Consider the following 13,707-nt stretch of genomic DNA (forward strand, 5'->3'; position numbering starts at 1 on the left):
GACCGAGGAGCCGCCATGCCGTACCGCACGACCAAGGTGTCCCGACGCACCGTCACCAAAGCCGCAGCAGTGGCCGGTCTGGCCACCGTGTTCGGGGCCACGACCACCACCGCACTGGCCGCGACCCGGCTAGGGCCTGTGTCGAAAGTGGCGCCTGCCGGGCGACGCCTGGCACGCACTCTCGCCGCACCGGGCGAAAACCCAAGTACATCCAGTACGAGGGCATCCGCCCGGCACGCCGAGAGCACGCACCAGACGCCGCCCGGCCCGCCCTCCGGGCGGACGACGCCACTTTCGACACAGGCCCTAGGGCCGCGCACCCTCGACGTGTCCGTGTCCTCCGCCGCCCTGGGCCGCAGTGCCCCGGTACGGGTGATCCTGCCGTCGGGCTTCGACACGCAACCCGCGCGCACCTACCCCGTGCTGTATCTGCTGCACGGCGCCCACGACGACTACACGTCCTGGACTCGAGAAACCGATATCGAGGCCTTCACCCAGCGGCTGGATCTGATCGTGGCCATGCCGGACGCGGGACCCACCGGCATTCCCACCGCCTGGCGCAGCGGCCCCGACTACGAGACCTTCCAGCTCACGGAGGTGCCGGCGCTGCTCGCCCGCGACTTTCGCGCCTCCGGCGTGCGGGCCGTCGCCGGGGTCTCCACCGGCGGCTACGGCGCCATCGCGCACGCGGCACGACACCCGGGCACGTTCGCCGCGGCGGCCTCCTACAGCGGAATCCTCGACACCACAGCACTCGGTGTCCCCCACCTCATGGACGCCATTGTGGCCCGCGAGAACCTGGCGCTCCACTCCCTCTGGGGCAATCCGGTGCTGAACCTCCTCACCTGGCGCGACTTCAACCCGAGGGCCCGCGCTCAGGGACTGCGCGGCACCGCCCTGTACGTCTCCAGCGGCAGCGGGGTGGTCGGGGGAACCGGTGACTGGCTGCCCGAGGCGCTGGAGAGCGCCCTGTGGCCCTCTGCCCACGCCTTCACCGACACCCTCGCGATGCTCCGCATCCCGGCCACGACCCACTACTACAGGGGAGGAGGACACAGCTGGACCTACTGGAAGCGGGAGTTCACAGCGTCATGGCCGCTGCTCGCCAGTGCGCTGGGAGTGCCGGAGTGATCTCGGTGCCGTCGGGGCACGGAACGCAGCGGAGGGAACGTCCGTCCAACGCAGGACTTACCCCTCGTCCCACCGGCACGAGTCCGCGGGTGAGCCGCTTCCGTGTGAAAGGAGGGTCCACCGTGGCCTCCCCCACCCCGCACGGCGTACCGGACGGTCTCGGCGCCACCCCTGTGCCGCCCGACCTGGCGCTGCTGCTGCGCGCCCAACTGGAGGACGTCGCCGACGAGGTGGAGGAGGAGGTCCGCCGGCAGGTGCCCGAGTACGCGCGCCCGGCCGATGGGACCTACCGCGAGCACCTCAGAGCCGGCGTGGTGCAGGCGCTGACCCTCTTCGTCGACCACATCGCCGATCCGTGCGGGCGGGGAGACGCGATCGCGAAGACGTACTACGAACTCGGACGCGGCGAGGCCCTGGAGGGCCGCAGCCTGGACGCGCTGCAGTCCGCGCTCCGCGTCGGGGGTCTGCACGCGTGGCGGCTGACGGGCCGTACGGCGGAGGAACTCGGCCTCGACTCCACGGTCGTGGCCGCCCTGGGTGAGCTCGCGTTCCGCACCGTGCACGAGGTCGCAGAGGCGGCCGCGGCCGGATACGCCGAGGCACAGCTGCGCAGCACGGACGAGCTGGAACGGCGCCGCAGGCGCCTGCTCGACCTGCTGCTGTGCCAGGGGCCGGTGTCCCTGGAGACAGTGCAGGACCTGGCGCACGGCGCCCGGTGGTCGGTACCGAGGCAGGTCGCGGTCGTCGCGCTCGCGGCCACCCCGGACCAGCGGCAGGAGGACTGGCCCTTGGCGGCGGCGGGAGCACTGGTGGACATGGAATCCCGGCCGCCACGGATGCTGGTGCCCGATCCGGACGGTTCCGGCGGCTTCGGCGGCCGGGCACTCACCCTCGCCCTGCGCGGCCGGCCGGCCGCGATCGGCCCGACGGTCCCGCTCACCGAGGCCGCCCGGTCGCTGCGCTGGGCCATCCAGGCCCTGGGGCTGATGGGTCGTGGGATCCTCCCCCGGCAGGGCGTGGTGCGCAGCGCCGACCACTTGTCGACCTTGCTGCTGCACAGCGACGAACCGATGCTCACCCAGCTTCGGTTGCGTGTCCTCGCTCCCCTCGACGCGGCGTCGGAAGGGCAGCGCGGCCGACTCGCCGAGACGCTGCTGGCGTGGCTGCTCAGCGGTAGCAACGTGCCCGACGTCGCCGCCCGCCTCCACATCCACCCGCAGACGGTCCGCTATCGCCTCCGCCAGCTGGAGAAGCTCTTCGGCGACGCGCTGCACGATCCCGGTACCCGCCTGGACCTCATCCTGGCCCTGCGCGCCGAGGCGTTGCGCGACCAGGCCGTCATCACCGCACAATGAAATTGCCCCACTCACGGCGGCACAAAAAAACGAGGAATTTCTGAATTCTCGTCCATAACGCTAGGTCAGGCAAAGCGGATACGTTCGGGGCGTCCTTTTCCACAGGCGCATTTCGCGCCCCACCCGCAAAGGATCCCCATGCGTATCCGCTTGTGCCTCGCCGCGCTCTCACTGGTGGGCGGGGCCGGACTGGCCACCGTCTCGGCACCCTCGGCAACGGCCGCCGCCTGCACCGACATCGACGTCCTCGCAGCTCGTGGCACCTTCGAGCCGGGCACGCTCGGTCTCATCGTCGGCGACCCCGTCTATTCGGCACTGCAGCAGAAAATCACGGGAAAAACCCTGTCCAGCTACAAGGTGAATTATCCCGCGGATCTTTCCCCGACCTCGGCCGCGCAGGGTAACTCGGACCTCGTGAACCACGTCACGAGCCAGGCGGCGGCGTGCCCGAACCAGCGTTTCATTCTGGTGGGCTATTCACAGGGCGCGAACGTCGTCGACAATTCGATCGGCATCAGCAGCGCGGGCGCGGTGGTCGGCAGCCCCATCGTGGCCACCATCCCCAACGCGCTCGAACCCAGGGTCGCCGCGGTACTGCTCTTCGGCAACCCGATCCGCGCCCTCGGCAAGAGCGTCACCGGCACCTACGAGAGCCGCACCATCGACTTCTGTGCCCAGGGTGATCCCATCTGTGAGAACGGCGGGGGCGACGTGGGCGCACACCTCGGCTACACCGCGAACGCCGACGCGGCTGCGGCCTTCGCCGCCGGCAAGGTCTGATCCCCGCGCTCGCACGGGAGAAGGGCCCGGGAGGATCTCCTCCCGGGCCCTTGTTCCGTGGGGGGACAGCTACTCGGGAGCCCTGGCGAACTGCGCAAGGCTCGTGGAGACAGGCTCGGGACGGCCGTTGTTCTGTGCGGGCGCCGCGGTCAGCACGTCAAGGTGCTGATAGCCGTCGGCGACCACGGGATCAAGGTCGGCCGGGATGCGGCCCGCCAGGAGTCCGTCGCCCGCCAGTACCGTGAGCGTCGGGTTGGCGGTGAGCCCGTCCGGGTGCATGACGAGCCGTTTCACTTGGGGCGAGGTGGCCAGTTGGAGGTCGGTGACCAACTTGGTGGGGAAGTACTGCTCGGTGAAGTCCAGCGGCTGCTCGGCCAGGCTGCGGGCCAGTTCCTGGATGTCGGTGACCTCCTTGCCCGCGTCGGTGAACGGCGTGCCGTCGGCCGACCGGTACCCGGGGTCGTCGGGATCGCCCACACGGTCGTAATTGCGCCATGTGTAGAGCGGCCCGCCCGGCCGGTCCGGGATGGCCTTGTAGTCGCTGCCGAACAACTCCGGTTGCTGGTCGCTGCCGTTGGCGACGGGGAAGTTCTTGTCGGCGATCGGCCCGCCGTCGAAGAAGCCCACACTGCTCTGCAGGAACGCCAGCGGTACGGAGTGGTCGTCCATCAACGCGCCGAGCACCGCCTCGTTGGTGAGCCGGAAATCCTTCACCGCGGGTGAGCCGGTGAGGAACGTGGCGGTGTCCTCGGAGAACAGGAAGCGGTTGGTCACCTCGATGTTGGTGTTGAGGGGCAGATAGCGGGGCAGGTCGGCCTCACCACCCGGATCCCGTACGGCGCCCAGGCCGGCGATGGCCAGCAGGGTCATGGTCTCGGGGTTGAGCAGGACCGGCGCGGACAGCGAGCGCGGCAGCACTCCGCTGTCGAGCCCGGCCTGCACCACGCCGTAGCCGAGGCCCACATCGGGCAGGTTGGTGTCGTCCGGGATGCTGCCGCTCAGGTCGGCGAGTGAGGTGGAGACAGTGGTATCGAGGGCGAAGTAGCCGGCGCACTGGTTGTGTCCGGCGTCGGCAGTGGTGGCGCGGTTCCCGTCGAAGTCGGCGGTCGCGAAGTACCCGGTGATGACACCGCCGAGCGAGTGTCCGCCGCACAGCACCTTGCGCTTACGCACCTGCTGGTCAGGCAACTCGGCGGCGAGCAGGTCGTATTGATCGCGTACGGTCTGCTCGATGCCGAGCTTCGCCATCCACCCGAGCCGGTCGTTGCCCACGAACCCGGCGAAGGTGCGGCCCTCGACCTGCTTGCCGCGGTGGTAGTAGTCGACGGCCGTGTGCTGGTCGCCGGAGGCGATTCCGGTGCGGTCCTCCAGGCAGTTGGAGCGCCGGTCCAGGGCCCAGAATTCGATGTGCCGGCCCTGCTCGGCGGCGCGCGCCACGGTGTTGCGGGCGACGCTGTCGAATGCGCCGGCTCCCTCCAGGATGCCCGGCTGGGCGACGAGGATCCGATCGGCGTCGGCCGATGTCTCCGGGCCGTCCAAGGCTCGGTAGCGCAGATACGACAGCCAGTCGCACGCCGCCGGACGCGCCCCGAGGGATGCCGGCATTGGCACCTTCACCCGCACCACCGACTCGGCCACTCCGGCGACGGAACTCGTCGCTGTCACGGGCGCTTCGGTCCGCGCGTTCTCCCCCTGCGCATCAGGGGACGCCGCGGTGAGCGCCCCCACGGTCAACAGCACCGCCAGCGCGGCGCTGCGCCAAGTTCTTCCTCTGCTGCGACTCGTGTTCATAGCGGGACCGTAGAGCCGCGAGGACGGTGCGCTTGGCTGATGCTCACAAGAACGCAGCGGTCAGCAGCGCCTTTGTCATCAGTCGCAGATCGGGCGAACGCGGAGGCTGAACTGCCGGCGTCGCGTCACAGGGCATCCGCGGCACCCAGCAGCCGGGCCGCCTGCCCGATGGCCCCACCGAGGTGGAGCACGAGGTCCGAAGACAGGTACCGTCCGGGTCGGCGGCGTGGTCGACGAAGAGGGTCAGTACCTGCACCACACCGCCGGGCAGGGAGAGGCGATCGCGGCGACGTACTAGGAACTGGGTGGAACACAGCTCTGGCGGGCCGGAGCCTGGAGGCGCTGCGGGTCGGCGGTCTCATGCCTGATGACTGATGGGCCGTACCGCGGAGGAGCTGGGACTGGACTCGGCGGTCGTGTCGGAGCTGGGTGAGCTCGCCTTCCGTACCGGTTCCGACCCCGACACCGCTACCGATGCCGTCCCGGGCGAGGCCGGTCACGTTACGTCGCGATGACCGATGCTTTCCTGAATCGGGGTGCCTAGTGTCATCTCGTCCCTGGTGGCAACGGATCGGAATCGGACCCGCATGCGTCTGCTCACGTACCTCGTCGCCTGCAGCGTCGACGGCTTCACCGCCGGTCCTGACGGACAGTGCGACCCCTTCGGCTTCGACGGCGATCTCAAGGCCGCCGTTCTGGCCGAGTACCCCGAGACCGTCCCGGACCATGTCCGCAGGCCGCTGGGCGTCGTCAGCACGGCGAACAGGTTGTTCGACACGGTCGTCATGGGGCGCGGCGTCTACGAATCCGCTCGGGCGGCCGGTGCCGACAGCCCGTATCCCTGGCTGCGGCAGTACGTGGTCTCCTCATCCCTGAAACGGCCCGTGTCAGGCGTCGATGTCGTCGCCGGGGACCCGGCGGAATTCGTCCGCGGGCTGAAGCGGCGGCCGGGCATGGGCATCTGGCTGTGCGGCGGCCCGGTGCTGGCCGGGCGCTTGCTGCGCGAGGTCGACAAGCTCGTGGTCCACCGCCACCCGGTGGTGTTCGGGGCCGGCGTTCCGCTGTTCCACGCGGCATTCGACCCTGCCGCCTTCACGCTGACCGACTTCCGGGTCTTCGCCACCGGCGCGACTGTCACCACGTACACCAAGCAGTAGGAGCACATGTGTTGTTTCGCCCCACGGCCGAGGCCGATCAAGAGCGTGTCGCCGCAGTCATCGTGGATGAACCGGTGGGCTGGATCGACGCCGACCGCTACCTGGACGAGTTGAAGCAGGGGATGTACCGGCCGGAGTGGACGTGGATCGCCGAGGACGACGGGCGGATCGTGGGCCGTTCCTTGTGGTGGGGGCGGCAGGACAGCGCTCATCCCGTCGCTCTGGACTGTCTGCATGTCGACCCGGCGCTCCCCGACCGCGCGGAGGTGGCGGCCGGGCTGCTGACCGCCGCGCTGCGGGCGTTCGCCGACGCCGGTGCGCCCAAACCTCCGCTGTACAACCTGACGCTGCCCGTCGGCTGGCGTGACACCCCGGCCGCGGTGGCCGCCGTGGAGTGGCGGCGCCGGGCCGCCATGGCAGCGGGCCTCACGCACGAGGTGGAACGGCTGCGCCTGCAATGGACGGCCGATGTCGGCCTCCCCGCGTCCAGGGGCCGGCTGACGTTCGCCCCCGCTTCGGACGAGGAGTTCCTCCGGCTGTTCCGTCGGATAGCCGTCGGCAGCCTGGACGACGAGACCCGCAGGAACATCGCCGTCAAGGGCGCCGAAGCCACGGCCAGGGACGAGATGGACTTCTATCTCGGCTGCCCCGGTCGGCGCGAGTGGTGGCGCGTGGCCCACACCCCGGACGGGCAGGTCGCGGGCCTGGCCCTCCCCTCCGCGACACCGTATGCCCGCAACGTGGGCTACCTGGGCGTCGTCCCCGAGTTCCGCGGCCATGGATACGTGGACGACCTCCTCACCGAGATCACCCTCATCCACGCGGAATCCGGTGCCGAACTGATCACAGCCACCACGGACACCGGCAACGCCCCCATGGCCGCGGCCTTCGCCCGCGCCGGCTACCGGACTTCGGAGATCCGCATGGTGTATTCGGCGCCGGTGGCGTAGGGCGGAGAGACGGGGTCCCTTCGCCCGGGGGAGGCGGACGGTTGATTGCCGGAGCGCTGAGGGCGGCAGCGGGCGCGCCGTATGAAGAGAGCCGTATGAGCCGTAAGAAGAGAGGAGAGCCGGTCTGATGCCGGTTGTCATCGAAGAGTTCACCGTGGCCGGGAGCGACAGCGGTCCCTACGCGCTCACCACGGGCCCGGACGGGGCGCTGTGGTTCACGCTGGTTCACAGCGGGGGCATCGGGCGTCTTGTGCCCGGAGGGGCGCTCACGCACCATCAACTCGATTCGGACTGCGGGCCGACGATCATCGCTGTCGGGCCGGACGACGCCTTGTGGTTCACCGAGCACCGGGCGCACCGCATCGGCCGGATCGCCCTCGGCGGCAAGGTCGAGGAATTCACGGTGCCGACTGCGGAGTGCGGTCCGTTCGGAATCGCCGCCGGGCCGGACGGAGCGCTGTGGTTCACCGAAACCGCCGCCGACCGGATCGGCAGGATCACCACCGACGGACGGGTGACCGAGTTCCCGCTGCCGGCCACGGGGACCTACCCCTCCGCGATCACCGCAGGCGCCGACGACGGGATGTGGTTCACCCTGAACCAGGCCGACGCGATCGGGCGGATCGGCATGGACGGAGCCGTCACTCTGCATCCGTTGCCGACCAAGTCCGCCGCCCCGGTGGGCATCGCGGCCGGGCACGACGGGGCGGTCTGGTTCGTCGAGATCGGTGCAGGGCAGATCGGGCGGATAACTCCCGACGGCGGGATCACCGAGTTCCCGCTGCCGGACCGCACGTCCCGGCCGCATGCCATCACCGCCGGCAGCGACGGCACGTTGTGGTTCACCGAGTGGGCCGGCAACCGGGTGGGCTCCCTCACCCTCGACGGCACCGTCACCCTGCACGACCTGCCGACCCCGGGCTCGGAGCCGCACGGGATCGCCCTGGGCCCGGACGGAGCTCTGTGGACAGCGCTGGAAATCGGCGCACTGGCCCGCGTCGGCGTCCGTGTCCGCACGTAACGAAGCAACGAACAACGAGACAACGAGACAACGAAAGGGAACGCTCATGAAGTACGCACTCGTGATCTTCGAGACGGATGAGTCGCGCCACCGGATCCGGACCGACCGGGCCGCTCACCGAGCGGCATACGAGACCTGGATCGGCAAGATCGCGGCGGCTGGTTCGTCGTCGACGTGACCGACCGTGAGGAAGCCGTGGAACTCGCCAAGGGGCTCGGTACCTTGGAGACCATCGAGATCTGGCCGGTGCTCGAAGGCGCCTGAGGACGGCCCGTTGCGGCATCACCCCTCCCCCGACGTACAGTGTCGATCATGATGCTCGGTTGCTGGCGGGGGGCGGACGGTGCAGGGGCGTGCAGAGGAACGACGCCACATTGAGCGGATGCTCGCCAACTCTCGGCGCGGAGCGAGCAGTTCACTGTTGCTGCACGGCGAGGCCGGCATCGGCAAGACCACTCTCCTTGAGCATGCGGCCGCCCACGCGGACGGCGTGCGCGTGCTGCGGGTCGAGGGCATCGAGTCGGAGATGGAGCTCGCTTTCGGAGGGCTCCATCAGCTCTTCCTGCCGGTGCTCGATCTACTCGACCGGCTGCCGGGACCGCAGGCCGGGGCTCTGCGCGCCGTCTTCGGCCTGAGCGACGAGCCCGTACGGGACCGTCTCACCCTGGGGCTCGCCACACTGTCGCTGCTGTCCGAGGCGGCCACGGACGGCCCCCTGCTGTGCCTGGTCGACGACCTGCAATGGCTCGACCGGCCGTCCGGGGACGCGCTGACCTTTGCCGCCCGGCGGCTGCGGAACGAAGGCATCGTCATGCTCTTCGCCACCCGCGGCACCTCGCCGGAGAGCGGATCGAAAGCGCTGCCGCGCGTACACGTCACCGGCATCGACCGGCGGTCGGCCGTGGCGCTGCTGCCCGGCCTCGCTCCCCCGGTCGCCGAGCACATCCTCGACCAGGCGCAGGGAAACCCGCTGGCGCTGCGGGAGTTGGCCGCCGCGCTGACCCCGGCGCAGCGCGCCGGACAGCTGGGGCCGCTGGCGCCGGCCGAGGCGCGGCCCGAGCTGCCCCATCGGCTCCAGGACGCGTTCGCACAGCAGATCCGCCGCCTTCCCGACGCGACGCAGCGCACTCTCGCGGTGGCCGCGGCCGACGACACCGGGGACCTTCCCACCGTGCTGGCAGCCGCGGGCCGGCTCGACGGGGAGGTCAGGGATCTGGAGCCCGCCGAGCGTGCCGGACTGGTCTTCGTCTCCGCGCAGAAACTGCGTTTCCGGCACCCCCTCATCCGGTTCGCCGCCTACCAACAGGCCCCGCTGGCCTGGCGGATCGCGGCGCACCGGGCGTTGGCGGCGGACCTGGACGGCGCTCAGCACGCGCACCGGCGCGCCTGGCACCTGGCCGCCGCGACGACCGGCCCGGACGAAGAGGTCGCCGCGGAGTTGGAACGGGTCGCCGAGTGGGCCGGAAGCAGGCAGGCGATGGCGTCCGCGTCCGCGGCGTACGAGCGGGCCGCCCGCCTGAGCGCCGATCCGCACCGGCACGCCCGCCGCCTGATCACCGCCGCGCAGAAGGCGAGCGAGGCCGGCCAGGACGAACGGTGCCGCGCTCTCACCGACCAGGTGCCACTGCCGTTGCGGGACCCGGGGATGGCGGCGGACTTCGCCCGCGTACGCTCCGTGGTCGAGCTCGGCTACGGCAGCCCCCGCCGGGCCGCCCGCATCCTCGTCGACTGCGCGGACACGATCTCGGCCGACCGCCCCGACAAGCTCGCGCCGCTGCTGACCGACGCCATCCATGCGGCCTTCTGCGCGGGCGACGCACCCCTCATGGTGGAGATCGGCGTCCGCACACCCCATCTGCCGATCCTGACCGTGCCCGCCCACCTCCTTGCGGGCGACCTGCCCGGCGCGCGCCGGGCCCTGGACACTCTCGTACGGGCCGGACGCCTCGCCGACGTCGGGCTGATGGACCAGTTGGTGACCGCGATCTACTGCCACCTGATGGCCGATCACGCGACGGCGCACGAACTGACCGACACGGCGGTCGCCCACTGCCGCGAGCAGGGCATGGGTGGATGGCTGCCCACCACGCTGCATCTGCGCGCCCAGGTGGAGCTGGCGCTCGGCCGGCTCGACGACGCGCACGCACACGCCACCGAAGCGCTCCGGCTGGCCGACGGCTACGACCTGGACCACCGAGCAGCCCATCTGCGTGCCCTGTTGGCGGTGCTGGCCGCCGTCCAAGGGGAGCACAGGTACAGACCCGGAAAATGGCCGAACAGGCACTGGAGTACACCCGCCCGCGCGAGGTCGGACGAGGCGCGGCGGAGGCGCTGTGGGCGCTGGGCCTGCTCGACCTCGGCCTCGGGCGGGCGCAGGACGCGCTGGGCCATCTGGAGGCGGCCCGGCAGGCGGCGGGCCACCCCTTCCTGGCCCGGCATCTGTTGCCGGATCTGATCGAGGCGGCCGTACGCGCCGGACATCCGGAAGTCGCGCGGGCACCCGCGGACCAGCTCATGACATGGGCGGCCGACCTCGGACAGCTCCACTTCACGGCCCAAGCGCACCGCTGCGCGGCCCTGACCAGCCCGGACACACAGGCCGAGCAGCACTATCTGGCCGCCTTGGACCTGCACACCGGCGGCAACGACTTCGATCGGGCGCGCACCCAACTCCTCTACGGCGAATGGCTGCGCCGCTCGCGCCGCAAAATCGACGCCCGCGACCAACTGCGCACCGCACTGAAAATCTTCGATCAGCTGAACGTCCGACCCTGGGCCCACCGCGCTCGCACGGAACTCCAGGCAGCCGGAGAAACCCACGACCCGTCCGACGCCACCGACTCCCCCTGAACCGCCTGAGCGCCCAGGAGCGCGAAGTCGTCCGCCTCGCGGCCACCGGCGCCACCAACCGCGAAATCGCCACGCACCTGTTCCTGAGCCCACGCACCGTCGGCCACCACCTCTACCGCGCGTTCCCCAAGCTCGGCATCAGCTCCCGAACAGAACTCGCCGACCTGCTCACGCCCTGACAGGCGCAGAAGAACAGACAGGTCAGACACCCTTCCTGCTCCTGGGCGGGGTACGGCTCGCCCGAGCGGCCGCCGCCGAACTGGGTGACGGGGGTTCCATCGGGTTCGTCCTGTCGAGCACAGCGCACGAGCCGACCAGGCGAGCAGCCAACGAATCCGCGTGGTGGCTCTGCACATCTTCTATCGGTGACTACAGACCGGGGCACCGAAACGTCGCCCCAGCCTCAAGCGTCGACTCCGGCTGACGACCGTCCGAAGTGTGACGGGAAAGAGAACGAAGCGATAATGCCAGGCAACGGGGAGGGGGTTGACGAGGTCTAGTCCACTATGAAGATCTCTTTCCTGATACACAACGCCTACGGCATCGGGGGCACGATCACCACGACCTTCAATCTGGCCCAGGCACTGGCCGCACGGCACGATGTGGAGATCGTCTCGGTGTTGCGCCATCGGGAACACCCGAATTTCACCCTGGACCCGAGAGTTTCCCTACGACCGCTGGTGGACCTGCGGCAGGAAAAGGATCATCCACTTCATCTGAGACCGGCGCGAGTGTTCCCTGCCTCCGAGTACCGGTACCAGCAGTACAGCGAGTTGACCGATGAGCGGATCGGCGAGTGCCTTGCGGCGACCGACGCCGACGTGGTCATCGGCACTCGACCGGGGCTCAACGTGCATCTCGCGTCTCAGGCCCCGCGACATGTCGTCCGCATCGGGCAGGAGCACCTCACCCTCGACAACCACTCACCATGGCTGCGCACCACGTTGCGCCGGGCCTACCGCCGGCTCGACGTGCTCACCACGGTCACGGAGGCGGATGCTGCCGCCTACCGGCGCAAGATGCGGTTGCCCGGCGTCAGGGTGGAGGTGCTTCCCAACAGCGTCCCCGATCCGGTGCTGCCTGCCGCGGACGGCACCGCGAAGGTGGTGGTCGCGGCCGGTCGGCTGGTTCCGGTGAAGCGCTACGACCTGCTCGTCGAGGCGTTCGCCCGGGTCGCCGCCGAACACCCGGACTGGCAACTGCGGATTTACGGAAAGGGAGAGGAACAGGCCCGGCTGCGTCAGCTCATCCAGAGCCTGGGGTTGAGCGACAACGTCTTTCTGATGGGTGCGGCCGCGCCCATGGAGGCGGAGTGGGTCAAGGGCTCGATCGGTGCGGCCGCGTCCAACTTCGAGCCGTTCGGCATGACCATCGTCGAGGCGATGCGCTGCGGACTGCCCGTGGTGAGCACCGACTGCCCGCACGGACCCGGCGAGATCATCAAGAACGGGGTCGACGGCCGACTGGTGCCGGTCGGCGACCGCGAGGCGCTGGGCGACGCCCTGCTGGAACTCGTCGGTGACGACGAGCGACGCCGACGGATGGGCCGTACGGCCATGGAGAACGCGCAACGCTTCGCCCCGGTCCCCGTCGTGGAGCAGGCCGAGCGCCTGATCGGCGAGGCCATATCGGCGAGAAGCGCCGGGCGACCGGTCGCGCCGGAAGGCGGACGGATACATCGCGCCCTGATCAGCCGGGGCTTTGCCGCGCGAGACGCCGCCCATACGGCGGCCGGCAGTGCGCTGCGCACGGTACGGAGGGGACGCCGATGAACAGGGAACCAGCCACGACACCTGACGCTCAGCTCCGTGCCCACTGCACGGCCGACGCGGACGGCCGAATCACCTTTCACCTTCCAACACTTGAGGCACCAGACCCCCAGTCGGCCCAGTTGCTCCTGCGGCTGCGCCCCAAGAAGGGACAGCCCGAGGAAACCCTCCACGTCCTCGATGTCGAAGATGTCGAAGCGGTGGACGGCGGCGGACTGCGCGCCGTCCTGGAGCCGCAGCACCCTCTCTCCGAGGGACGGTGGGACGTGTACCTGCTCCTCGAACCGGGAGCGCCGCGACAGCGGGTCCGCCCCGGTCTGCGGGACCTGCGAGCCCTCGTCGACGGACACACCCGTGACTGGCCGTCGCCGGTGGCGGTGCGGGTTCCGTACGCCACCAAGGATGGCTATCTCGCGGTACGGGCCTGGCTGCGCACTGCCCATGCCGAGGTCGAGGGCATCGACGTGACGGACCACTCGATGACGGTCAAGGCGCGGCTGCACGGCGCCACGCTCTCCGCGGGAGCCGTCGTACGACTGCGCGCGAGGGGTCCCAACGGCGCTGTACGGACCTGGGAGCCACAGGCCGAGAGCACCGGCCGGCGATTCTCCTTCACCGTGGACTACGAAGAGTTGGTCGCCGCCGACGCCACCGGAAGCCGCGTCTGGGACATCAGTGTTCAGGCTCAAACCGCCGAGGGCGCCCCTCTCATCCGTATCGGCCGTCTGTTTGACGACGTGGCGGACCGCAAGGCGATCTTCGTCTATCCGTCGGCCGCGGTCGGCGGTGTCACTGTGCGTCCCTACTACACGGTCGACAACGACCTCTCCGTGGAGGTGACAGCTGCCGAGTGACCGCGCCGCCCGGCGCCCGGCCGTGCTGTGCCGCCGTTTCGCCGCATCG

General features: G+C 70.1%; 13 protein-coding genes and 1 pseudogene. 13 read left to right on the forward strand and 1 reads right to left on the reverse strand.

Annotated features, from left to right (window positions below):
• Window positions 1-15: 15 nt before the first annotated feature.
• From KCH87_RS01340 to KCH87_RS01350, 3 genes are all read left to right on the forward strand, one after another.
• Window positions 16-1,131, forward strand: a complete 1,116-nt coding sequence (locus KCH87_RS01340) for an alpha/beta hydrolase family protein (protein WP_247195532.1) — start codon at window positions 16-18, stop codon at window positions 1,129-1,131.
• A gap of 122 nt (window positions 1,132-1,253) precedes the next feature.
• Window positions 1,254-2,486 (forward strand): CdaR family transcriptional regulator, encoded by a 1,233-nt coding sequence (locus tag KCH87_RS01345; RefSeq protein ID WP_210583386.1) that lies wholly within the window; start codon window positions 1,254-1,256, stop codon window positions 2,484-2,486.
• A gap of 138 nt (window positions 2,487-2,624) precedes the next feature.
• Entirely contained in the window at window positions 2,625-3,266 is a 642-nt protein-coding gene (locus KCH87_RS01350; RefSeq protein WP_210583389.1) for a cutinase family protein, read from the forward strand.
• 69 nt (window positions 3,267-3,335) lie between these two features.
• Here the strand turns inward: KCH87_RS01350 and KCH87_RS01355 are convergent, their stop codons facing one another.
• Window positions 3,336-5,057: a hypothetical protein gene (locus KCH87_RS01355; RefSeq protein ID WP_210583391.1), complete on the reverse strand. Its 1,722-nt coding sequence runs from the start codon at window positions 5,055-5,057 to the stop codon at window positions 3,336-3,338.
• 587 nt (window positions 5,058-5,644) lie between these two features.
• Between KCH87_RS01355 and KCH87_RS01360 the strand changes: the two genes are divergently transcribed.
• The 10 genes and pseudogenes from KCH87_RS01360 to KCH87_RS01390 all read left to right on the forward strand — a co-directional run bounded on the left by KCH87_RS01360 (window position 5,645) and on the right by KCH87_RS01390 (window position 13,658).
• Window positions 5,645-6,214, forward strand: coding sequence for a dihydrofolate reductase family protein (locus KCH87_RS01360; protein WP_210583392.1), 570 nt, complete (start codon window positions 5,645-5,647; stop codon window positions 6,212-6,214).
• Window positions 6,215-6,222: 8 nt separating this feature from the next.
• Window positions 6,223-7,164: a GNAT family N-acetyltransferase gene (locus KCH87_RS01365; RefSeq protein ID WP_210583394.1), complete on the forward strand. Its 942-nt coding sequence runs from the start codon at window positions 6,223-6,225 to the stop codon at window positions 7,162-7,164.
• Window positions 7,165-7,291: 127 nt separating this feature from the next.
• A complete protein-coding gene (locus tag KCH87_RS01370) occupies window positions 7,292-8,185 on the forward strand; it encodes a virginiamycin B lyase (RefSeq protein ID WP_210583396.1) in 894 nt (297 codons plus the stop codon).
• A 46-nt stretch (window positions 8,186-8,231) separates the two neighbouring features.
• Window positions 8,232-8,363, forward strand: a complete 132-nt coding sequence (locus KCH87_RS49995; RefSeq protein ID WP_282612891.1) for a hypothetical protein — start codon at window positions 8,232-8,234, stop codon at window positions 8,361-8,363.
• A gap of 165 nt (window positions 8,364-8,528) precedes the next feature.
• The gene (locus KCH87_RS01375) at window positions 8,529-10,640 is read left to right on the forward strand and encodes an AAA family ATPase (RefSeq protein ID WP_308298716.1); all 2,112 of its coding nucleotides are present in this window, start codon (window positions 8,529-8,531) and stop codon (window positions 10,638-10,640) included.
• Window positions 10,628-11,035, forward strand: coding sequence for a hypothetical protein (locus KCH87_RS48740; protein WP_247195535.1), 408 nt, complete (start codon window positions 10,628-10,630; stop codon window positions 11,033-11,035). The genes KCH87_RS01375 and KCH87_RS48740 overlap by 13 nt, the downstream gene beginning before the upstream one ends.
• Before the next feature lie 5 nt (window positions 11,036-11,040).
• Window positions 11,041-11,214, forward strand: a complete 174-nt coding sequence (locus KCH87_RS50665) for a response regulator transcription factor (protein WP_374198945.1) — start codon at window positions 11,041-11,043, stop codon at window positions 11,212-11,214.
• A gap of 41 nt (window positions 11,215-11,255) precedes the next feature.
• Window positions 11,256-11,348: pseudogene (locus KCH87_RS48745) on the forward strand (oxidoreductase); the annotation flags it as partial.
• A gap of 193 nt (window positions 11,349-11,541) precedes the next feature.
• A complete protein-coding gene (locus KCH87_RS01385; protein ID WP_210583399.1) occupies window positions 11,542-12,807 on the forward strand; it encodes a glycosyltransferase family 4 protein in 1,266 nt (421 codons plus the stop codon).
• Window positions 12,804-13,658 (forward strand): transferase, encoded by an 855-nt coding sequence (locus tag KCH87_RS01390; RefSeq protein ID WP_210583400.1) that lies wholly within the window; start codon window positions 12,804-12,806, stop codon window positions 13,656-13,658. The genes KCH87_RS01385 and KCH87_RS01390 overlap by 4 nt, the downstream gene beginning before the upstream one ends.
• Window positions 13,659-13,707: the final 49 nt, after the last annotated feature.

This window comes from Streptomyces sp. GESEQ-35 (assembly GCF_017948485.1).
GTDB lineage: Bacteria > Actinomycetota > Actinomycetes > Streptomycetales > Streptomycetaceae > Streptomyces.